Below are 21,337 nucleotides of genomic sequence, written 5' to 3'. Positions count from 1 at the left end.
CGCGCCGCGCCGGGTCAAGCCCCTCGGCGCCGGAATATTCGTCGAGCAGCTGCTCGAGCGGGCGCAACTCCTCGGGCAGGTCGCTTTGCGCAAGCGGCGGCGGCAGATGGCCAAGCGTCACCGCGCCGATCCGCCGCTTTGCCTGCGCGGCCTCGCCCGGGTCGTTCACCACGAAAGGATAGATCACCGGCAGCGCGCCGATCAGCGCCTCGGGCCAGCAGGCATCGGAGAGCGCGACGGCCTTGCCCGGCAGCCATTCGAGCGTGCCATGCGCGCCGACATGGACGAGCGCATCGGCCTGCCCGCGCAGCCAGAGGTAAAAGGCGACATAGCCGTGACGCGGGGTGCGCGAGAGGTCGTGATAGCTGTCCTCGCGACCGGCGCGATCGCCCCGCTCGGGCTGCAGCGCGACGAGCGCCGCGCCCGCGCGCAGCGCGCGGAAGGCAAAGGCGCCGTCCTGCACCGCGGGGTCGTCCTCGGGCGCGCCCCAGGCCGCGGCGAGATCGTCGCGCAGGGCTTGCGGCAGTCGCGCGAGGGCCGCGCGATACGCGGCGAGCGGCCAGCGGATCGTCGCGGCCAGAAGCCGCGGGGCGAGCCCGGTCAGCGCTTCGACCGCATGGCCGCGCTGCGCGAGATCGGCGAGCATCGCCTCGGTCGAGGCGAGCGCATCGAGCCCCACCGCATGGGCGGCGAGGTCGTCGCGGCCGGGATAGGTCGAGAGCACGAAGGCCGGCTGCAGCGCCTCGGCCGGGATCGCGGCGAGCCGGTGCCAGGCCGCGACGCGATCGGCGATCGCGGCGATGCGCGCGGGATCGGGCGCATGCACGAGGCGGGAAAATTGCAGATCGGGGTCGCGCGGCGCGGCCTGCTTGAAGCTCGCCACGCCCGCGAAGATCCGCCCGTCGACCTCGGGGAGCACGACATGCATCGCGAGATCGGCGGGCGAGAGGCCCCGCGTGCCCACCTCCCAGGCGGCGCGCGGCGCGGTGGCGAGCGCGACCTGGAACACCGGGCAGCCCGCCGCCTCGAGCGGGCCGGGCGCGCCATCGGCGCCGCGGGCGGAAAAGGCGGTGGCGTTGACGATCGCCGCCGGGCGCAGCCGTGCGATCCGGGCGCCGAGCCAGCTTGCGACGCCGGGCGCCTTCAGCGAGGGGGCGAAAACGCCGAACGCGGCGAAGCCCTGATCCTCGAGCGCGGCGATCAGCGCATCGACCGGGGCGAGATCGGCCGCCGCGAGATAGGCGCGGTAGAAGGTGACGAGCACGAGCGGGCGTTCGGGCGCGGCCTCGGGCGGGGGCACCACCCCGGCGCCCGGGCGGTAGAAGCCCGCCTCGGGCAGGGTCTTTTCCCCGGCGACCGGCGCGGCGTAAAGCCCGGCGGCCAGCGCGAGCTGCGCCAGCGCCGCCTGCGCCGCGACCGCGCCCCCCGCATCGCACAGCGCCTGCAACCGGCGCAGCGTCGAGACCGGCAGCGTCGAGGCGGCATCGAGGCGCGGATCCGCGCGCCCGTCGGCGGGCAGCACGGCGAGCGCGATGCCGCGCCGGCGCGCCAGATCCTGCAGGCTCGCCAGCCCATAGGGCCAGTAGCTCTCGCCGCCGATCAGCCGCACGAGGATGCCCTTCGCCTGTGCCGCCACCGTCTCGAGATAGACATCGACCGAAAGCGGATGGCGCAGCGCCGCGAGATTGGCGAGCCGCAGCGCAGGCAGCGCGCCCCCCGCTCCGGCGTCCTGCGCGCGATGCCAGCCCGCCGCGAAAGCGCCGAGATCGCTGTCGGAAAAGGACAGCGCCACGAGATCCGCGGGCGTCTGCCCGAGATCCTGCGGCACGTCGCTCTCCTCGAGCCCGTGGCCTTCGCGGAAGACGAGATGCACCGCTCAGACCCCGAGCACGGTGCGGATCGCCGCGGCGTCGACGTCGCCCTTTTCGGCGATCGCGACGAGCGCGCCCTGCCGCGGCCCCACGCCCCAGGGGCGGTCGTATTGCATCCGCACCCGCGCCCCGACCGCCTGCACCAGAAGCCGCATCGGCTTGCCGCGCACCGCGACATGGCCCTTCACCCGCAGGATGCCGAGATCGCGCGCGAGCCGTTCGACCGCCGCACCGAGCGCCGCGGGATCGTCGATCTCGGGCAGCGCGATCGCCACCGAGTCGAAATCGTCGTGGTCGTGATCGCCCGCCCCGTCGTGATGCGAGGGCCGCGCCGAAAGATCGTCCTCCGCCGCCGCCGAAAGCCCGAGCACGACGCGCGGATCGACCGCGCCCTCGGTCACCGCAAGCACCGGCACGCCGCGCGGGTTCTCCGCGCCGATCACCGCGCGCGCCGCGGCCAGCCCCTCCGCCCCGGCGAGATCGGCCTTGGTCAGAAGCACGATGTCGGCACAGGCGATCTGATCCTCGAAAACCTCGGACAGCGGGGTCTCGTGCTCGACCGCCGCATCGCCCGCCTGCTCGGCCGCCACCGCCGCGGGATCGGGCGCGAAAAGCCCCGCCGCCACCGCCTCGGCATCGGCGAGCGCGATCACCCCGTCGACCGTCACCCGCGAGCGGATCGGCGGCCAGTCGAAGGCCTTGAGCAGCGGCTTCGGCAGCGCGAGGCCCGAGGTCTCGATCAGGATGTGATCGGGGGCGTGGGGCAGCGCGAGCAGCCGCTCGATCGCCGGGATGAACTCGTCGGCGACGGTGCAGCACAGGCAGCCATTCGCCAGCTCGAGGATGCTCTCGGCCGGGCAGTTCGCATCGGCGCAGCCCTTCAGGATCGCGCCATCGACCCCGGCGGTGCCGAATTCGTTGACGAGGATCGCCAGCCGGCGCCCCTCGGGATGGGCCATCAGATGGCGGATCAGCGTGGTCTTGCCGGCGCCGAGAAAGCCGGTGATGACGGTGACGGGGATCTTCTTGAGGTCGGACATCGGGAGCTCCTTCGATCAGTCCTGCTGCGGCGGCAGCCGCGCGACACATTGCTTGCGAAAGATCGCGGGGCGGGCGCGCCAGGGGATCAGCCCGTCGGGCGTGGCGGCATAAAGCGCCGCCCCCTCGAGCAGCGCGGCGAGATCGCGCGCGGGGTCGAGATCGCCGTAGACATAGGCCCAGCGCTCCGGCCCGCCGCTCAGCGCCGCGGTGCAGCCGCGCGCACAGGCCGAGAGGCATTCGACCGCGCGCAGCCGCACCCCCGCGGGCAGATCGCGCGCGGCCAGCGCCGCATGCAGCGCGGCGCCGGGGCGCGGCGCGTCACCGGGCTCCTCCGACGCATCGGGGACAGCGCCGCCGCGGGCGCGGCAGGTCGTGCAGATTGTCAGGGTCACCCCGCCCATCCTTGCTCTCCTTCTCGGAGCGGCGGGGGGGATCGGGCAAGCGCAGCCGTCGACGACAGGCTGCTCAAGCCGGCCGCGAGACACCCCGTTCGCCCGTAACACATCGTGCTGGCAGGTCTCCCGGCTTGCGGATCCCGGGGCCCGGGGGCCCCTGCGCTCCGCCCGCCTTCCCGGCCTTTTGGGGCCAGTGGCGATGGGCGAAACTCTCCGGTCACGGTCGCGGGGGCGGCTGCGCTTGGGCCAAAGGCCTGTCGCATTCCCTCTTCGCCTGTCATAGACAGGAACCAGCGCCGCCCACCTGAGGCAAAGCGCCCCCCCTTGTCAAGACGTCACGACCGAGGTTCCGATGCCCGCCCCGCCGCCTGCCCCGCCGCCCTCCGAAGCCGACCGCCACGCCGCGAAAATGGCGAAGATCAAGGCCGCGCGCGACAAGATGATGGCGACGAAGACCGGGGAGAAGGGGCTGATCGTCGTCCATACCGGAGCGGGAAAGGGCAAGAGCTCGGCCGGGTTCGGGATGATTCTGCGCGCGATCGCACACCGCATGCCCTGCGCCGTGGTGCAGTTCGGCAAGGGCGCGATGGAGAGCGGCGAGCGCGCGCTGATCGAGACGCATTTCGCCGATCTGTGCCAGTTCCACACGATGGGCGAGGGCTTCACCTGGGAAACCCAGGACCGCGACCGCGACATCGCGGCGGCCCGGCGCGGCTGGGAAAAGGCGCAGGCGCTGATCCGCGATCCGGCGATCCGGATGGTGCTGCTCGACGAAATCAACATCGCGCTGCGCTACGAGCATCTCGATCTGGCGGAGGTGCTCGCCTTCCTGCGCGACGAGAAGCCGCCGATGACCCATGTCGTGCTGACCGGCCGCAATGCGAAGCCCGAGCTGATCGAGCTGGCCGATCTGGTGACCGAGATGACACTGGTGAAACACCCGTTCCGCGCGGGGGTGAAGGCCCAGCCGGGGGTGGAGTTCTAGCGCCCCTGCGTCATCTGCAGATACCAGCCGCTCGCCGAGACCGCGGCCGCCTCGGTCAGCGACCAGGTGGTGCGTTTGGAGAAGGTCGGACCGCTGGAGCCGAAACGTGCCAACATGCCCACCGCGGAATGCGTCGAAGGGGCCGGCCGCTCGGTGAACCCCGCGACGACCTCGGGCTCGGCGACGCGCCGCTCACGCAAATAGGCGAAGGCCCGCAGGAACCCCATCTGTTCGTCGTCGATGTAGATAGATTCACGCGGCCACGAACCCGTTTCCCGGGCGATGAGAACCTCGAGCGCGCCGATGACGATCTCGTTGTCGATGAAGCTGGTCGTCATCGCCGTCGCCAGCGCCCAGCACAGATCCTTCGTCGGGAAAAACACGGTCGTGAGATCGCCGTCGGTTTCCGTCCGGAACGCCGAGACCCCGGAAGGCGCATCATAACCAAACTCGACCGCCGTTTCCTCCGCGATATCGGCGAAGACCTCTACCACGTCGATCGCCGTCTCCGGCAGCTGCGCATTCCGCAGTTCCAGCTCGGCCACCTTCTGGCTCAGCCGGGCGATCTGCAGCTCCGCCTCCTCGCGCGCGATCCCGTCGCTGCGCACCCAGCCGATCGCCGGGAAGCGGCGCTGGACGTCCTGCAGCGCGAACACCGTTTCCGCCATCAGCTCCTTCGGATCGGTCCAGTAGCGCACCAGCCGCGACGCCGTCATCTTGTCGCGAAACGCCCGCAGCTTCGCGCGGCCCGCATCGCTGGCTTCGATGTACTCGCCCTGCAATTTGTTGAACGGATCGCGATGCAAAAGCCGGATCACCGGCTTTCTCCGTTCGACGGCATAGTCGTATTCCATCTCGGTATAGCTCAGCCCGGTCTCGGGATGGATCGAGCCATAGCGCCCCGCCGAGATCAGGATGTAATAATCGGAGGCGTCGATCACCGTCTTGATGAGCTCGAGCTGCTCCGCGTCGGTCGCCGGGAAGAGTTCCATTCCCGCCGGGAAGCAATCCGCGCGCAAAAGCGCCTGCGAGACTTCCTGCCGCGCGTTCTGCAGATCCTGGAAGGTGGAGGAAATGAAAACCTGATACCGCTTTTCCATCTGGTCGCGCCGGGCCCCGTGACTTAGGTCTGGGCAAACACTACGGAGAAGCGCGAATGAGCGTCAAGCGAGCCCGATGACCCGGGCGCTGATGATCCAGGGCACCGGCTCGAATGTCGGCAAGTCGCTCCTTGTCGCGGGGCTGTGCCGGGCGGCGCGGCGGCGGGGCATCGACGTTGCGTCCTTCAAGCCGCAGAACATGTCGAACAATGCCGCGGTCACCGCCGACGGCGGCGAGATCGGGCGCGCGCAGGCGCTGCAGGCGCTGGCCTGCGGGCTCGAACCGGTGAGCGACATGAACCCGGTGCTGCTCAAGCCGGAAACCGACACCGGCGCGCAGGTGGTGGTGCAGGGCCGGCGCCGCACCACCACGCGCGCGCGCGACTACTGGGATCTCAAGCCGCAGCTGATGGGCGCGGTGCTCGAAAGTTTCGGGCGGCTGCGCGCCGCGCATGAGTTGGTGATCGTCGAGGGCGCGGGCAGCCCCGCCGAGGTCAACCTGCGCCGCGGCGACATCGCCAACATGGGCTTCGCGCGCGCGGCCGATGTGCCCGTGGTGCTTGCCGGCGACATCGACCGCGGCGGCGTGATCGCGCAGATCATCGGCACCCAGGCGGTGCTCGACCCGGCCGATGCGGCGATGGTTTCCGGCTTTCTGATCAACAAGTTCCGCGGTGATCCGAGCCTTTTCGACGAGGGCTACGCGCTGATCGCGGACCGCACGGGCTGGCGCGGTTTCGGCGTGCTGCCCTATTTCCCCGAGGCCGCGAAACTGCCCGCGGAAGACGCGCTCGACCTGCCCCGCCACGCGCGCGGCACCGGGCTGCGCGTGGTCTGCCTCGCGCTCTCGCGGATCGCGAATTTCGACGATCTCGACCCGCTCGCGCAGGAGCCGGGCGTCGATCTGACCCTGCTTGCCCCGGGCGAGCCGATCCCGGGAGACACCGATCTGGTGATCGTGCCGGGCACGAAATCGACGCGCGGCGATCTCGCCTTCCTGCGCGCGCAGGGCTGGGACATCGACCTCGCCGCGCATCTGCGCCGCGGCGGCCATGTGCTTGGCATCTGCGGCGGCTACCAGATGCTCGGCACCGTAATCCGCGACCCCGAGGGGCTCGAGGGTGCGCCGGGGGCGGAGCCGGGCCTTGGCCTCCTTGCCATCGAGACCGAGATGGTCGCCGACAAGCGCCTGACCCGGGTCAGCGCGACCGATGCGGTGACGGGCGCGGCGCTTTCGGGCTACGAGATCCACATCGGGCGCAGCGACGGGCCCGACCGCGCCCGCCCCTTCGCACGGATCGCGGGCACGCCCGAGGGCGCGCGCTCCGCCGACGGGCGGGTGGTCGGCAGCTACCTGCACGGGATGTTCGCCGAGGACGGCTTCCGCCGCGCCTGGCTTGCGGGCTTCGGGCAGGCGCCGGGGGCCTTGAGTTACGGCGCCGAGGTCGAGGCGGTGCTCGACCGGCTCGCCGATCACCTCGAGGCGCATCTCGACGTCACCGGGCTGCTCGCGCTCGCGCGCTGAGCCCGGCCCCTGCCCCGCTCAGGCCATGCCGCCATTCGCGCGGATCACCTGACCGTTGATCCAGCCGCCCTGCGGCCCGGCGAGGAAGGCCACCACATCGGCGATGTCCTCGGGCGCGCCGAGCCGGCCGAGCGGGTTCGCCTGCGCGAGTTTCTCGATCAGTTCAGGCGGCTTGCCGGCAAGGAACAGATCGGTGCCGGTCGGCCCCGGCGCCACGCTGTTCACGGTGATCGCGCGGCCGCGCAGCTCGCGCGCGAGGATCGGGGTGAGCGCCTCCACCGCGGCCTTGGTGGCGGTGTAGACGCCGTAGCTCTCGAAATGCGTCGCGACCACGGTCGAGGACAGGGTGACGATCCGCCCGCCGTCGCGCAGCCGCCGCGCCGCCTCGCGCAGGCACAGGATCGTGCCGGTCAGGTTCACCGCGATCTGCCGCGCGATCATCGCGTCGTCCGAGGCGGCGAGCGGCGCAAGCTCCATCACCCCGGCGCTGGTCACCACCAGATCGAGCCCGCCGAAGGCCGCCTCGGCCGCCGCGAAGAGCGCCGGCACCGCCGCCGGATCGGCGAGATCGGCCTGCAGCGCCTGCGCCCGGCCGCCCGCCGCGACGATCGCCGCCACCACCTCCTGCGCCGCGGCTGCGCTGCCCGCGTAAACCACCCCCACCGCATATCCCTCCGCCCCGAGCCGCCGCGCGATCGCCGCCCCGATCCCGCGCGAGCCCCCGGTGACGAGGGCGGTCTTGCCAGTGCCGGTCATCTCTCTCTCCTGTCCGATTGCCGAAAGAGGGATACACCCGCAGGTATTTCCGTATAATCCGCGATAATCCGGCATCACAATTCGGCAAGGACGAACAATCATGGACAGGCTCGATGCGATGCAGCTTTTCGTGCGGATCGTCGAGCGGCACAGTTTCAGCCGCGCGGCCGAGGATCTCGGCCTGCCGCGGGCGACCGCGACCGATGCGATGAAGCGGCTCGAGGCGCGGCTCGGCGTCACGCTGCTCGCGCGCAGCACGCGCCGGGTGCAGCCGACGCTCGACGGCGCCGCCTATTATGAGCGCTGCCGCGCGATCCTCGCCGAGGTGGCGGCGGCGGAGGAGGCCTTTGCCGGGGCCGCGCCGCGCGGCGTGCTGCAGGTCGAGGCGCACGGCACGCTCGCGCGGCATTTCCTGATGCCCGAGCTGCCGCGCTTTCTCGCCGCGCATCCCGGGATCGCGCTGCGGCTGAGCGAGGGCGACCGGCTTGTCGATCCGCTGCGCGAAGGGGTCGATTGCCTGCTGCGCGCGGGCACGCCGGCCGACAGCGCGCTGGTGATGCGGCGGGTCGCGCTGCTGCCCGAGGTGACGGTGGCCGCGCCCGACTATCTCGCGCGGCACGGTCGGCCGGAGCGGCTCGACGCGCTCGAGGGGCACCGGATGGTCGGTTTTCGTTCGAGCGCGACCGGCGCGGTGATGCCGCTCGACTTTGCCGAGGGCGCGGGGCGGCGCGCGGTGAGCCTGCCGGTGACGCTGACCGTCGAGGGGGCGGAAAGCTATCACGCCGCGGCGCTGGCGGGGCTCGGGCTGATCCAGCTGCCGCGCTATCACGCCGAGGCCGATCTCGCGGCGGGGCGGCTCGTCGAGATCCTGCCCGCGCATCCGCCCGCGCCGATGCCGGTCGCGGCCTATTACCCGCAAAGCCGCCAGCTCTCGCCGCGGGTGCGGGTGTTCATCGACTGGGTGGTGCAGGTCTTCGCCCGCGCAGAGACCCGCGCGGGCGGCTGAGCGGGATCAGACCGCGGGCTTGCGGTGCTGCGTGCCCTGCTCATAGGCATAGGCGCAGGCGAGCAGCTCCGGCTCGCTCCATTGCCGGCCGAGGAAGATCAGCTCGAAGGGCGCGCCCGAGGCATAATACCCCGCGGGCATGGTGACGCCGGGGATGCCGGCGATGTTCAGCTCGCCCACCGTGGTTTCGAGGATCGCATCGCCCGAATGCAGCCCGGGCAGCTCCTGCAGCATCTGCGGATAGACCAGCGCGTCGAGCCGGTGGCGCGCGAAGACCTCCTCGATCAGCCGCAGATATTTGCGCTTCAGCGCGGTGAATTCGGGCAGCGCCGGCGGCGTCGCCGGGGATTTCTCCGCCTCGAGGAAATCGGGGAGTTCCTTGAGATAGCCGAGGATCGCGCCCGGCGCGAGCGGGTCTTCGGCGGCGGTGGCGGCGACGAAATCTTCCCATGTTTTCAAGGCCGCATCCGGGCCGAGCCGGCGCAGATACAGCGTCATGTCATAGGGGATCGACTCGAGCCCGCGGCCGTCGAAGAAGGGCGTGCCCGGGGTGATTTGGCGCAGCGTAGCGAAATCGGTGCCGGCGAACGGGTCTTCGACGAGCACCGCGCCAAGCGCCTCGAGCTCGGATTTCGCGCGGGCGTAAAGCGCCGCCGCCTCGGGCGAAAGCGCATCCTTGCGCCAGCCCGGGCCGTAAAGGCCCAGCCGCTTGCCCTTCAGCGCGTCGGTCGAAAGCCCCGCCGCATAGCCGCCCTCGGGGATCTTGTCGACCGAGGCGAGGGTCTTCGGATCCTCGGTGGTGAAGCCCGCGAGCACGTCGAGGCAAAGCGCCGCATCCTCGACCCTGCGCGCGATCGGCCCGACCACGTCGCGGTTGCCCGAAAGCGGCACGACGCCGGCGTTGGGGACAAGGCCGATCGTCGGCTTGATGCCGACGAGCCCCTGCGCCGAGGCCGGATTCTGGATCGAGCCGCCGGTCTCCTCGGCGAGGCCGACGACCGCCATATGGGTGGCGACCGCCGCCGCGGTGCCCGCGCTCGAGCCGCCCGGGGCGCGATCCTCGATCGCCGGGTTGATCGTCGGGCCGGCCCAGCTGTCATTCGCGTGCGTGCCGGTCCAGCTCAGGATCGGCACATTGGTCTTGCCGAGGATGACGGCATCGGCGGCGCGCATCCGCGCCACGACGGGGCTGTCGCGCTCGGGCATCAGATCGACGCCGCCGGTGCCGGAGTAAAGCAGCCGCCAGCCCGCGGTGGAGGGAAAGCCCGCCATGTCCATCGGATCCTTCACCACCACGGGCACGCCGGCGAGCGGGCCGAGCGCCTCGCCCGCGGCGCGCTTGCGGTCGATCTCGCGCGCGGTGTCGAGCGCGGCTTCGTTCTCGAAGATGATCGCGTTGTATTTGCCGTTGAGCGCGCGGACCTGCGCGAGGCAGGCCTCGGTCAGCGCCTCAGCGGTGAAGGCGCCGGAGGCGAGCCCGTCGCGCACGGCGCGGATGCTCAGCGCTCCGAGATCAATGTCGGGGGAAGTGGTCATGGCAGGCTCCTTTCGGGCGGCAAAGCGCGCGCCGCCAGGCCCCGGGCGCGGCCCGGGGGCGATGGGGAATGGGACGGGATCCCGGGGGCAGGTCTCGCGGGGCCGGAGCCCGCCCCCGGGGGCCCGGGCGTCGCCGCCCGGGATCGGTTCCGGGGCGTTACACCCCGGCCCTCATTTCGCGATGCCGACGATCGACTTCAGCACCGAGGCGCCGATCGAATATTTCGGGTCGACCATATTGCCGAGCCGCACCCGGCCGCATTGCGTGAGCAGCATATAGGCGTCGATCTCGTCGAAGCCGAAATCGGCGGCGAGCCAGCGGATCAGCTCGCGATAGGCGCCGCGGGCGGCGTCTTCCATCGGCCGGGCGGTGCCGATCGTCATGTAGAACTTCTCGTTCTCCAGCCGCGGGCTGCGGATCGACCAATTCTTGATCAGGTCGATGCGCACCGTCGTCACCGTCGGATGCTCCACCGCGACGCCGCAAAGCTCGCCGTCGCCCTGCGCCGCGTGGCAGTCGCCGAGGAAGAGATAGCCGCCCTCGGTCTGCACCGGCAGGTAGACCACCGCGCCGGGCGCGACATCGGGCATGTCCATGTTGCCGCCGTAATAGTCCGGCACCAGCGAGGAGATCGCCTCCGCCGCGGGCGCGACGCCGAGCGTGCCGATGAAGGGCTCATAGGGCAGGCTGATCTTGTCGTTCCATTTCGTGCCGCCCTCGACGGTGATCTCGAGCTTGCGCACCACCTCGGGCAGCGCCGCGGTGAGCAGCGCGGTATCGGCCGTGGGCACGAGCCCGCCGAATTCGGGCATGATGACGGTGGTGCCCCGCGGCTGCGGCCCGCGCGGCACGATGCTTTCGATATAGACGGCGAGGGTGTCGCCCTTCTCGGCGCCATTGACCCAGATCGGCCCGTTCTGCGGGTTCAGATAGGGGAAATTGAGGATCTCGGTCGGGCGATCGGTCTCGTGCTTGATCGCGCCCTCGAAGGCGTCATGGGTCTCGGCGGCGACGACGGTGCCGGGATCGACGCGCAGCACCGGCTCGAGCTGGGCGGTGTAGATATAGGGGTAGCTGCCCTGCTCCGCCTCGGTGATCGTGCGGCTCTCGAGCGCCTTGCCCTTCGCCACCCCCTTGCGCGCCATGATCGTTTCGTCAAACCAGCTCATCGGTCATCCTTTCCGGTTTGTTTTCAATTGGTTGAATTCCCCTCCCGGCCTAGACCGAGAGGTAGCGGCGGATCGTGTCGCGGTCTTGCAACTGGGCGCGGTCGAGCTCGGCGACGATGCGGCCCTTGTCCATGACGTAGCAGCGCTGCGCCATCGCGCGGATCATGTCGATGTTCTGCTCGACGAGGACGACGGTGACGCCGGTCTCGCGGTTGAGTTCGACCATGATGCGCGCGATCTCCTGCACGATATTGGGCTGGATCCCCTCGGAGGGTTCGTCGAGCAGGATCAGCTCGGGCGCGCCCATCAGCACCCGCCCGATCGCGAGCTGCTGCTGCTGGCCGCCCGACATCGTGCCCGCGCGCTGGTCGGCGCGCTCCTCTAGGATCGGGAAATAGCGGTAGATCTCGGCCAGCTTGCCGGCGACCGGATGCCCCGAGATGCTCTCGCCCACGCGCAGGTTCTCGAGCACGCTCATCCGCGGGAAGACGTCGCGCCCCTGCGGAACGTAGCCGATGCCCTGGCGCGCGCGGTTATGCGCCGACATCTGGTCGAGCGCCGCGCCGCGCAGGTTGATCGAGCCGGCATCGGTCGGCAACAGGCCGATCAGCGTCTTCATCAGCGTCGACTTGCCGACGCCGTTGCGCCCGATCACCGCGACGATCTCGCCCTCGCGGATCTGGAAATCGACGCCCTGGAGCACCGGCTTGCCGCCGTAGCCCGCCCGCAGGTCGATCACATCGAGAAGCACGTCCTTACGCATCGGTTTCTCCCAGATAGATGGCGGCGACGCGCTCGTCGGCGACAATCTCGTCGATCGTGCCCTGGGCGAAGATCTTGCCGAAATGCAGCACCGTGACCTGGTGCGCGATCTGCCGCACGAAGGCCATGTCGTGCTCGACGGCGAGCAGCGTCATCCCCTCGCGGTTGAGATCCTGCAGCATCTCGCCGGTGGCGAAGGTCTCGTCCGGGGTCATCCCGGCGGTGGGTTCGTCGAGCAGCAGCAGCTTCGGGCGCAGCGCGATCGCCATCCCGATCTCGAGCCATTGCTTCTGCCCGTGGCTGAGATTGCCGGCGAGCTGGTCGCGGTCGGCCGTCAGCTTGAGGAATTCGAGCAGTCGGTCGATCTCGCCCGCAAGCTCGCGCGGGGCGATGTGGTGCTGCAGCGCGATCGTCAGGTTCTGCCGCACGCTCAGCTCCTTGAAGATGCCGGGCACCTGGAACTTGACCGAGATGCCGCGGCGGATCCGCTCGAAGGATTTCGCCCGGGTGATGTCGGCGCCGTCGTAAAGGATGGTGCCGCTGTCGGGCAGATGCTCGCCCAGGATCAGCCGGAAGAAGGTGCTCTTGCCCGCGCCGTTCGGCCCGATCAGGCAGTGCATCTCGCCGGGCTGGAGCGCGAAATCGACATTGCCGGTGACATGCAGCCCGCCGAAATGCTTGTTGAGCTGGCGTGTTTCGAGAAGCGCCATCGTCAGTTTCCTTCCGTTCGGGATTTGCGCCGGGCGACGAGGTCTACGAGCCCGGCGACGAGGCCGCGCGGCGCGATCAGCACGGTCACGACGAGCAGCGCCCCCATCACGATCAGCGCGTATTGGCTGCCATGCACTGTGAGCGCCTGGAACACCACGAGCACGCCGAGCGCCCCGACGAGCGTCGTCGTCAGATCGGAGCGCCCGCCGACGGCGACCCAGACGATCGGCAGCGAGGCCGCGGTCATCCCCATCGAGGAGGGCGTGATGTAATTGCCCCAGGAGGTGTAGAGCACCCCCGAAAGCCCGGCGAGCGCGGAGCCGATGACGAAGGCGGCAAGCTGATACTTGCGCACGTCATAGCCGAGCATCTCGGCGCGCTGCGGGTTCTCGCGGATCGCCACGAGCACATTGCCGAAGCGCGAGTTCACCAGGATCCGCAGCCCGAGATAGACGAGGAGCAGGAGCCCGAGCGTGACATAGTAGAGCGGCAGGTCGGGATAGAGCACCACCGCCCCGCCCGGCCAGGGGATCGTGAGCGAGGGCATCGCGCCCATGCCGTTGAAGCCATTGAGCCGCGCCGCGCCGATCGCCCATTCCGGCCCCGCGGTCTGCGCCATGAAGCGCTCGAGCACCAGCGTCACGGAAAGCGTGACGATGCCGAGAAACACCCCGCTGATCCGCCCGAAGAAGAGGAAATAGCCAAGCACCGCGGCGAAAAGCGCGCTCAGCCCCACCGCGAGCAGGAGCGAGATCAGCGTCAGCCCATAGGCGTCGCCGAGGTTGATGGTGAGCACGCCATAGGCATAGGCCGCGACCCCGAAGAAGGCGGTCTGCCCGAAGCTCAGCGCGCCGCCATAGCCCCAGATCAGGCTCAGCCCCATCGCCATGAAGAGCCAGTTGAAGAAATAGACGTTGTTGCCGACGTCATAGCTGTCCGCGAACATCGGATAGACGCAGGCGGCGACGAGCACGACAAGGAAGCCCGACCAGAACTTCGGCCCGCGGCCGAGCGTCTGCGGCCCCTCGACGAGCCTGAGGAAGGCGGAGAAACGGGATGCGCTGGACACGTCAGGCCCTTTCTTTCAGGATTTTGCCGCTGATCCCGCGCGGCAGGATGCGGATCACGATGATGACGGCGACGAGCATGCCGATCTGCCCGGCGAGCTGGCCCTGCCAGGAGGTCAGCGCGGCCTTGATGAAGCCGAGCACGACGGCGGCGGGCGCGGTGCCAAGGAAGATATCGGCGCCGCCCACGACGACGGTGACGAAGGCCTCGACCATGAAGGCCGCGCCCATCGTCGGCACGAGCGTCATCGTCGGCGCGTAAAGCCCGCCCGCAAGCCCCGCGAGCGCGGCGCCAAGGCCGAAGGTCAGGCTGTAGACGAGGTTGGTGTTGACCCCCAGCGCCTCGGCCACATGCGGCACCTGGATCGTGGCGCGCGCGAGGATGCCGAAGCGGGTGCGGGTGAACATCAGCCAGAGCCCGGCGAGGGTGGCGAGCGCAGCAAGCATCAGCACCACGCGATAGACGGAATAGCTGTAGCCGCCGACGGCAAAGCTGCCGAAGGGCGTGCCGCTGCCCGGCATCGTGGTGCCGAGCACGATCAGCGTGCCCTGGGTGACGATCATCGAGATCCCCCAGGTCGCCACGATCGTGTCGAGCGGGCGCTTGTAGAGCGGGCGGATCACCAGCGCCTCGACGATCATCCCGGCGAGGCCCGCGGCGAGCGATCCGGCGAGGATCGCAAGCGGCAGCGGCACGCCCATATGGGTGACCGAGGTCGAGACATAGGCGCCGCAAAGGATGAACTCGCCATGGGCGAGGTTGATCACCCCCATCATGCCGAAGATCACCGCGAGACCGCAGGCGCTCAGCACGAGAAAGGCGAAGGCATCGCCGAACTGGTAGAAGAAGCTGAAAATTGAAGCGAGGAACTCCATGGGACCGTCCCTTTCGTGCAGGCCATCGTCTCGGGAAGAGGGAGCGCGGGGCCGCACGCGGCGGCCCCGCTTCGGTGCCGGATTATTGCTTCGGCGGCAGGTTCGAGGGCGTGTATTGCGCGCTCGGGTCCGACTTCGTCAGATCGCAGCCGACATCGCCCAGCCAGTAGGGCTTGATGTCGTCCCATTTCTTCGGGAATTCGATCGAGTGATCGGCGTTGACATGGGCGAGGTAGATCGTGTGCGAGGTGTGCTGGCTCTTCGGGTCGATGCACATCTTGCCCTCGGGCGCGTCATAGCAGAGGTTGCCGTCGGCGAGCGTCGCGCGCACATCGGCGAGCTTGGTCGAACCGCCCGCCTTCTCCACCATCTCCTTGTAAAGATAGACGGCGGCATAGGAGTTCTCGGCCTCCTGGTTGATATAGGGCTCGTCGGGGAACATCGCGTGGAACTTCTCGACGAAGGCCTTGCTTTCGGGCGTGTCGACTTCCTCGACGTAGTTCACCGTCGCATACATGTCCTTCAGGCTCGGCGGCGTGAAGCGCTTGTGCTCATAGCCCTGGCCGACGTTGACCGAGGAGGCCATCGGCAGCCCGAGGTTCGCGGCCCCCGCCTGCTCGTAATAGGACGACTGCGCCGTGCCGACGAGCAGCGTCACCACGAAATCGGGCTTCGCCTTCTGGATGTTCTGGATCGTCTGCGAGAACTGCGACACGCCAAGCGGGATGAACTCCTCGCCCGCCATCGTGCCGCCGTTTTCCTTGACGATGTTGCGCACCCATTCGGCAGAGATCTGGCCGAAGTTGTAGTCGGCGGCGATCGTGTAGACGTTCTTGCCGTATTTCTCCATCATATAGGGCAGAAGCGTCGAGAACTGCTGTTCGGGCACCGCACCGGTGACGATCATGTTCGCGTCGCAGACGCCGCCCTCATACTGGTTGTTGTAGAAGGCGAGCCCGTCGAACTGGTTCACGATCGGGCGATAGGCCTCGCGCGAGGCCGAGGAGAAGCCGGCGAAGACCACGTCGACCTTGTCGCGCTGCAGCACGCGGCGCATGAATTCCTGGTAGCGCGTGTTGTCCGACTGGGTGTCGTAGGTCACGAGCTCGATCGGGCGCCCGGCGATGCCGCCGGCGGCGTTGATCTCCTTGGTGGCGAGCTCGATGCCATGCACCTTGCCGATCGTGGCGAGCGCGAAATCGCCCGACTGATCTTCGAGCACACCGATCTTGATCGGCGCCTTGTCTTCGGCCGAGACCGGGCCGGCGACAGCCAATAGGGTAGCGAGCACCGAAACGGTGCTGATGAGTTTCCCGTTCATTTTCAACTCCTTGTTGGTGAGGTTGGGGTGCTTTCCGCTAGCGCGCCTCGCACCTCTTGTTGGTCGTCGTGCGATCGAGATCGCCGGTCGTCAGGGTCTGCATCAGGATCTCGCAGTGATCCTCGACGCTGACGCGCGCGCGCATGGCCTCCTTGCGCAGGAGGTCATAGGCGGCATTCTCGTCGAGCCCGGTGGCGCGCATCAGCGCCACCACGGCCCGGATGACATGCATGCGCTTGTGCCGCCGCGCGATCAGCTCGGCCTGGCCCGCATGCAGCTGGCTGGTGCGGTTGAACTCGTTCACCGCCAGATAAAGCGCCGAATAGACCGAGCCGCCATGCACCGGCTTCGACAGGAAGGCGAGCGCGCCGAGCTGCATCAGCGCGCGCAGCCGGCTTGGCGCCTCGGAACCGACGAGGCCGATCGTCGGACAGGGCGCGGGCGCCGCCGCCCCTTCCGCCGCGGCCTCGGCCCCGGGCCAGGCGGCGGGCAGGATCAGGTCGCCGTCGAGGATCGCGACATGCCGCTCGGGCGAGAGGTCGGCGGGCAGTTCGAGCGCCTGCCCCGCGGCGATCGGGCGGATTTCCGGCTCGAGGCCAAGCCGGCGCAGCACCGTCTCGAGCACCTCGAGCGAGCCGCCGGCGGCGGAGAAGATGACGGCCCTGCGGCCCTTGAAATTCTGCGCGATCCGGGCTGCTCTCATGACACCACCCGCATCTGCGCGCGCCGCTGCGCCGGTTCGAAAACGGTGGTCGAGCCGATCATATAGGGATCGGGGGCGACCGGGGCGCCGGCCTCGAGCACCACGTCGAATTCGTAATCCGCCCGCGAGATGCCGATGCGCGGGGTGAGTGCCGCGTGGAAAGTGTCGGGGTCGATCGTCACCCGGCCCTGCGGCGCGTCGATCCCCTGCCCCGCCACCGCGCGGCGCACCGGGCCGGTCTCGACGGTGCCTGCGCGGGCGACGGATTTCGCCAGAAGATGCACCGCGACATAGGCCGCCTCGGCCTCGGCCGAGACCACCGGCCCCGCCGGAAAGGCCGCGTCATAGGCCGCGACGAAGGCGGCGTTGCGCGCCCCGGGCAGCGAGGAGAAATAGACGCTCGAGCTGATCTGACCGTCGGCGCCCTCGGGGCCGATCGCGCGCAGCTCGGGCTCGGAGAGGTTGCAGCTGGCCACCGGAAAGCGCGCGACCTGGTCGATGCCGCGGGCGATGCAGGCCTGGCGGAAGGCGCGAAAGAAGGCGTAGGAGGACTGCCCGATCAGCGCGTTGAAAACGAAATCCGGTTTCGTTTCAAGGATTTCCGCGACGATCGCCGCCATCTCCGTCTCGCCCACCGGCAGATAGCGCTCGGCCACCACCTCGCCCTGCCGCTTGAGCAGCCCCTCGCGCATCACCCGGTTGCTTTCCCAGCCCCAGATGTAATTCGAGCCGATGCAATAGCCCCGCCGCCCGTAGCGCGCGCAGAGAAAGTCGATCAGCGGCGAGATGTGGTGGTTCGGCGCGGCACCGGTGTAGATCACGTTGGTCGAGCCCTCGAACCCCTCGTAATGGGTCGGATACCAGAGCAGCGCGTCGTGTTTCTCGAAAAGCGGGATCACCTCCTTGCGGCTCGAGGAGGTATAGCAGCCGCAGACGTGGCGGATGCCCTGATCGAACATCTCGCGTACCGCGGGGGCGTAGTTCTGCAGCGCGCAGCCGGGGTCGAGATGCACCGGATGCAGCGTCACCCCGGCCTGCGGGTCGGCGTTGATCTCCTCGCAGGCGAGGCGCGCGCCGTTGAGCAGCGTATGCGCCACGGTCCCATAGGAGCCGGTGACAGAGAAGAGCAATCCGAGGGGCAGGTCGATACGTTCCATGGTGCCTTCCAAACGACGAAAAAGCCCCTGAAGCGGGAACCGCTTCGGGGGCTTACTTGCCGGCTTATCTTGAGATTCGGTTGCGCCGTCAGGAGCACATTTGCTCAGCGCATGTCTCACCATCGGGAATCAGCGGGGCAGATGTCAAGACCCTGTTACGATCGGGGCCGGGCACCCCCTGATCCGCCCGGATCTGCCCATCACCGCTGCACCGCAGAAAGGGTTTGCCCGGAAATTGGGCGCTCTCCGGATGCCACCCCCTCCGGCGCGGCAAGAAACAGCAGCTCGACGCCGAGCCGTTCGGCAAGCGGCCGCCCCGCCTCGCCCAGCACCATGAAGGCGGAGGCCAGCGCATCGGCGCGCATGCAGCTTTCGGTCAGCACCGTGACCGAGGCCGGCCCGTCGAGGAGCGGCGCGCCGCGGCGCGGGTCCATCGTGTGCGACAGCGTGCGGCCGCCGAGGGTGATCTGGTGGCGGTAGTCGCCCGAGGTGGCGATCGCGAGGTCGCGCAGCTCGAAAACGGATTGCACCGCGCGCAGCTCCGGGTCTGGGCGCTCGACCGCCACCGCCCAGCCGCGCCCGTCGGGCTGGGCGCCAAGCGCGCGCAGCTCGCCGTCGATCGCGGCGAGCGCATGGGCGATGCCGTGCTCCTGCGCCACCTCGATGAGCCGGTCCACGCCATAGCCCTTGGCGATACCGCTCAGATCGAGCGCCATCGGCGCGTGCTTGCGCGCGCGGCCCCCGGCGAGGTCGAGCTCGAGCGTCTCGTAACTCGGCCGGCGCGGACGGGCGAGCGCGGCGCGGATCGCCTCCGGATCGGGCGGCGTCGCACCAAAGCCCCAGGCCGCCACCGCATCGCCCATCGCGATCTCGAAGGCCCCGCCCGAGAGCCGCCCGATCTCGAGCGCGCAATCGAGCACGGTGAGCAACCGCGCCGGCAGCGCCGTCCAGACCCCTTCGGGCGCGGCGTTGAAGCGCATCAGATCGCTCTCGGCCCGCCAGGTCGACATCTGCGCGTCGACCTCCTCGACCGCCGCCTGCAGCGCGCGGTCGAGCGGCGCGAGATCGGCGACCTCCGGCGCGTAAAGCACCACCGACCAGCGCGTGCCCATCGTCGGACCGCTGAGCGCGCGGCGTTTCAGATCAGAAGATGTCTTCGGCATAGCGTCCCTCCGCCTTCAGCGCCTCGAGGCTTTGCCCGCGCGCGGCGAGCAGATCGTTCAGCACGGCGCGCACGCCCTCGGCCATCTCGCGCCCGCCGCAGACCATCACCTGCGCCCCGGCAGCGAGCAGCCGCGCGACGGTGCCGCCCTCGCGGCGCAGCCGGTCCTGCACATGCTCGCGCCGCCCCGCGCGGGAGAAGGCCGGCGACAGCGTCGCGAGCTGGCCGCGCTCGGCCCAGCCGGTGAGCTCGGTCTCATAGAGGAAGTCGCTTTCCGGCGTGCGCGCGCCGAACCACAGATGCACGGGGCGGCGGCGGTTGGCGCGGATGAAGCCCGCGAGCGGCGCGATCCCGGCGCCCGCGCCGATCAGGATCAGCGGCGTGCGGGCGGGGGCGACGTGGAAGCCCGCATTGCGGCGCAGGAAGGCGGTGATCGTGTCGCCGACCGCCAGATCGGTGAGCTGGCCCGAGCAGAGCCCGCCCGGCTGACGGCGCACGCAGATCTCGACAAAGCCGTCGCGCGCCCCGGAGGCGAGCGAATAGAACCGCGGCAGGTCCGAGCCCGCGGGCAGCACGCCCAGAAGATCGCCCGCCTCGAAGCGCGCGAAGCCCTGCCCGGTGAGCCGCTGCCAGAGGCTTTGCGCCGGCAGCGCGAAGCGCAGGATCGCGGCGGGGGCCTGCACCTCGGCGCCATAGTCGCGCCGCGCAATCAGCCGCAGCGCCTCGCCCGCGGGCAGTTCGGGCAGATGGGTCAGTTCGAGATCGAGGCCCAGCGCGGCGCCCAGATCCTGCCCCCAGCGCGCGAAATCCTGCGGCGACTGGCGGTTCACGGTGCCAAGCGGCATCAGCTCGGCCCAGCCGATCGCCTGCGCCGCCTGCGCGAGATCGCCGGCATAGGCGCAGAATTCGGGAAAGGCCCGGTCGCCAAAGCCGAGCACCGCGACCGGCGCGGCGGGCGGCGCCTTCAGCGCGCGGATCCGCGCCAGCACACCGCGCGCGGCGGCGGGGGATTCGCCCTCGCCATAGGTCGCGGCGAGGATCAGGAAGCGCTTCGCATGGCCGTAACGCGCCGGATCGAACTGGCTGAGCGGCGCGGCATGCACGCTTTGCCCCTGCGCCGCGAGCGCATCGCGCAGGGTGCGGGCAAAGCCCCAGGTGGTGCCCCCCTCGGAGGCGACGAGCAGGATCGTCTCGGCCGCGCCGGCGGCGGCATTGCCCTTCAGCCGCATGCCCGAGTGCCGCGTGCGCAGCCATTGCACCACGCCGGTCACCGTGAGCACCGGCACGGTCAGCGCCATCAGCCCGAGGATCAGGCCGAGCACCGCGGCCCCCTGCCCGGTGTGCAGCATCATCACGATCGCGCTCGCCCGTTCCCAGGGCGTCGGCGCGGCGGAGGAGAGCACCGCGCCGGTGCCAGGATCAATGAGCGCGGTGCCGCCGGTGGTGGTGAGGGTGAAGACGTCGCTCGGATCCTGAGTCGAGGGGAAGGAGAGCGCGCGCAGCGTGCTCACCGGGGTCTCGGCGAAAAGCGGGATCTGCGCCGGGTCGAGCCGGGCGAGCCCCTGCGTTGCCGTCGCGGGCGCAGGGTCGGTGCCCTCGTCGGGCAGGAGCGAGAAGGTCGAGGCGGTCATCCAGAGCGCGGTGAGTGACGACAGCAGCAAGCCCCCCACGGCGAAGCGCGCAAGCTCGACATGCACGCGCCCGGGCCATGGCCCGCGCGTGCGCCCGAACCAGCGCCGCCAGCCGCCCATCCGCCGCGCGACCATCGCCGCGCCCGACAGCGTGAGCAGCGCCATGCCGGCCGCCCCCGCCGCCATCACCCACCGCCCGGTGTCGTCGAGAAAGAGCGAGCGGTGCAGATTGACGAGCCAGCGCTCGCCCGGCATCGGATCGGCCGAGCCCGCATCCGCGCCGGTCGCCGGGTCGATCACCGCGCTGCCGGGCGCGCCGCCGTCGAACCACCAGGCGGTGATCCGCCCCGAAGGCGCGCGGCGGATCTGTTCGAGCCCGGGATGGGTGGCCCCCGCCCGCGCGGCCAGCTCCGCCACCGTCAGCCCGGCCTCTGCCTGCGGCGCCCCCATGCGCTCGAGCGCGGGGTAGACCGAGAGCATCGCGCCGCTCGAGGCCAGCACGACAAGAAGCACGGCGAGGACGAGCCCCGGCCAACGGTGAAGCGAACGCAGCATGGGCGGG

19 protein-coding genes and 1 riboswitch are annotated in these 21,337 nt (G+C 70.0%); of the genes, 3 read left to right on the top strand and 16 right to left on the bottom strand.

Annotation, left to right across the window (positions count from 1 at the left end):
* From AB7U46_RS11650 to AB7U46_RS11640, 3 genes are all read right to left on the bottom strand, one after another.
* Window positions 1–1,873, bottom strand: a 1,873-nt coding sequence (locus AB7U46_RS11650) for a cobaltochelatase subunit CobN (RefSeq protein ID WP_428337144.1), incomplete at its 3' end; no start/stop codon positions are given.
* A 3-nt stretch (window positions 1,874–1,876) separates the two neighbouring features.
* Window positions 1,877–2,911 carry a cobalamin biosynthesis protein CobW gene (gene cobW, locus AB7U46_RS11645; protein WP_428337143.1) on the bottom strand — a complete coding sequence of 345 codons (1,035 nt, stop codon included), beginning with the start codon at window positions 2,909–2,911 and terminating at the stop codon, window positions 1,877–1,879.
* 15 nt (window positions 2,912–2,926) lie between these two features.
* On the bottom strand, window positions 2,927–3,313 hold the full coding sequence (locus AB7U46_RS11640; RefSeq protein ID WP_428337142.1) for a DUF1636 family protein: 387 nt from the start codon (window positions 3,311–3,313) through the stop codon (window positions 2,927–2,929).
* A 93-nt stretch (window positions 3,314–3,406) separates the two neighbouring features.
* Window positions 3,407–3,617: riboswitch (cobalamin riboswitch) on the bottom strand.
* 42 nt (window positions 3,618–3,659) lie between these two features.
* On the opposite strand from AB7U46_RS11640, the gene cobO reads away from it, so the two are divergent.
* Window positions 3,660–4,292 (top strand): cob(I)yrinic acid a,c-diamide adenosyltransferase, encoded by a 633-nt coding sequence (gene cobO / locus AB7U46_RS11635; RefSeq protein WP_428337141.1) that lies wholly within the window; start codon window positions 3,660–3,662, stop codon window positions 4,290–4,292.
* Here the strand turns inward: cobO and AB7U46_RS11630 are convergent.
* The gene (locus tag AB7U46_RS11630) at window positions 4,289–5,392 is read right to left on the bottom strand and encodes a DUF4062 domain-containing protein (protein ID WP_428337140.1); all 1,104 of its coding nucleotides are present in this window, start codon (window positions 5,390–5,392) and stop codon (window positions 4,289–4,291) included. The genes cobO and AB7U46_RS11630 overlap by 4 nt on opposite strands.
* Window positions 5,393–5,468: 76 nt before the next feature.
* Here AB7U46_RS11630 and AB7U46_RS11625 point away from each other — a divergent pair, with 76 nt between their 5' ends.
* The gene (locus AB7U46_RS11625) at window positions 5,469–6,917 is read left to right on the top strand and encodes a cobyric acid synthase (protein WP_428337139.1); all 1,449 of its coding nucleotides are present in this window, start codon (window positions 5,469–5,471) and stop codon (window positions 6,915–6,917) included.
* Between the two features lie 18 nt (window positions 6,918–6,935).
* Here AB7U46_RS11625 and AB7U46_RS11620 read toward each other — a convergent pair whose 3' ends face one another.
* Window positions 6,936–7,673 carry an SDR family oxidoreductase gene (locus AB7U46_RS11620; RefSeq protein ID WP_428337138.1) on the bottom strand — a complete coding sequence of 246 codons (738 nt, stop codon included), beginning with the start codon at window positions 7,671–7,673 and terminating at the stop codon, window positions 6,936–6,938.
* Between the two features lie 100 nt (window positions 7,674–7,773).
* Between AB7U46_RS11620 and AB7U46_RS11615 the strand changes: the two genes are divergently transcribed.
* The gene (locus AB7U46_RS11615; RefSeq protein ID WP_428337137.1) at window positions 7,774–8,679 is read left to right on the top strand and encodes a LysR family transcriptional regulator; all 906 of its coding nucleotides are present in this window, start codon (window positions 7,774–7,776) and stop codon (window positions 8,677–8,679) included.
* Between the two features lie 6 nt (window positions 8,680–8,685).
* On the opposite strand, the gene AB7U46_RS11610 is transcribed toward AB7U46_RS11615, so the two are convergent.
* The 11 genes from AB7U46_RS11610 to AB7U46_RS11560 all read right to left on the bottom strand — a co-directional run bounded on the left by AB7U46_RS11610 (window position 8,686) and on the right by AB7U46_RS11560 (window position 21,330).
* On the bottom strand, window positions 8,686–10,215 hold the full coding sequence (locus AB7U46_RS11610; protein ID WP_428337136.1) for an amidase: 1,530 nt from the start codon (window positions 10,213–10,215) through the stop codon (window positions 8,686–8,688).
* Window positions 10,216–10,386: 171 nt separating this feature from the next.
* On the bottom strand, window positions 10,387–11,385 hold the full coding sequence (locus AB7U46_RS11605; RefSeq protein ID WP_428337135.1) for an acetamidase/formamidase family protein: 999 nt from the start codon (window positions 11,383–11,385) through the stop codon (window positions 10,387–10,389).
* Between the two features lie 49 nt (window positions 11,386–11,434).
* Complete coding sequence (locus AB7U46_RS11600; protein WP_428337134.1) at window positions 11,435–12,148, bottom strand: ABC transporter ATP-binding protein; 714 nt, start codon at window positions 12,146–12,148, stop codon at window positions 11,435–11,437.
* Entirely contained in the window at window positions 12,141–12,857 is a 717-nt protein-coding gene (locus AB7U46_RS11595; RefSeq protein WP_428337133.1) for an ABC transporter ATP-binding protein, read from the bottom strand. The genes AB7U46_RS11600 and AB7U46_RS11595 overlap by 8 nt, the downstream gene beginning before the upstream one ends.
* Before the next feature lie 2 nt (window positions 12,858–12,859).
* Window positions 12,860–13,927 (bottom strand): ABC transporter permease subunit, encoded by a 1,068-nt coding sequence (locus AB7U46_RS11590; RefSeq protein ID WP_428337132.1) that lies wholly within the window; start codon window positions 13,925–13,927, stop codon window positions 12,860–12,862.
* 1 nt (window position 13,928) lies between these two features.
* Window positions 13,929–14,801 (bottom strand): ABC transporter permease subunit, encoded by an 873-nt coding sequence (locus AB7U46_RS11585; protein ID WP_428337131.1) that lies wholly within the window; start codon window positions 14,799–14,801, stop codon window positions 13,929–13,931.
* A gap of 82 nt (window positions 14,802–14,883) precedes the next feature.
* Entirely contained in the window at window positions 14,884–16,122 is a 1,239-nt protein-coding gene (locus AB7U46_RS11580; protein WP_428337130.1) for an urea ABC transporter substrate-binding protein, read from the bottom strand.
* Between the two features lie 37 nt (window positions 16,123–16,159).
* Entirely contained in the window at window positions 16,160–16,825 is a 666-nt protein-coding gene (locus tag AB7U46_RS11575) for an ANTAR domain-containing response regulator (RefSeq protein WP_428337129.1), read from the bottom strand.
* On the bottom strand, window positions 16,822–17,982 hold the full coding sequence (locus AB7U46_RS11570; RefSeq protein ID WP_428337128.1) for a transporter substrate-binding domain-containing protein: 1,161 nt from the start codon (window positions 17,980–17,982) through the stop codon (window positions 16,822–16,824). Before AB7U46_RS11570 ends, AB7U46_RS11575 begins: the two co-directional genes overlap by 4 nt.
* 200 nt (window positions 17,983–18,182) lie before the next feature.
* Complete coding sequence (locus AB7U46_RS11565) at window positions 18,183–19,145, bottom strand: FAD:protein FMN transferase (RefSeq protein ID WP_428337127.1); 963 nt, start codon at window positions 19,143–19,145, stop codon at window positions 18,183–18,185.
* On the bottom strand, window positions 19,126–21,330 hold the full coding sequence (locus AB7U46_RS11560) for a PepSY domain-containing protein (RefSeq protein ID WP_428337126.1): 2,205 nt from the start codon (window positions 21,328–21,330) through the stop codon (window positions 19,126–19,128). The genes AB7U46_RS11565 and AB7U46_RS11560 overlap by 20 nt, the downstream gene beginning before the upstream one ends.
* Window positions 21,331–21,337: the final 7 nt, after the last annotated feature.

This window comes from Paenirhodobacter sp. (assembly GCF_050177655.1).
GTDB lineage: Bacteria > Pseudomonadota > Alphaproteobacteria > Rhodobacterales > Rhodobacteraceae > Rhodobacter.
The sequence above is the reverse complement of the archived record's forward strand: the minus strand, read 5'-3'. Positions and strand labels throughout refer to the sequence as shown.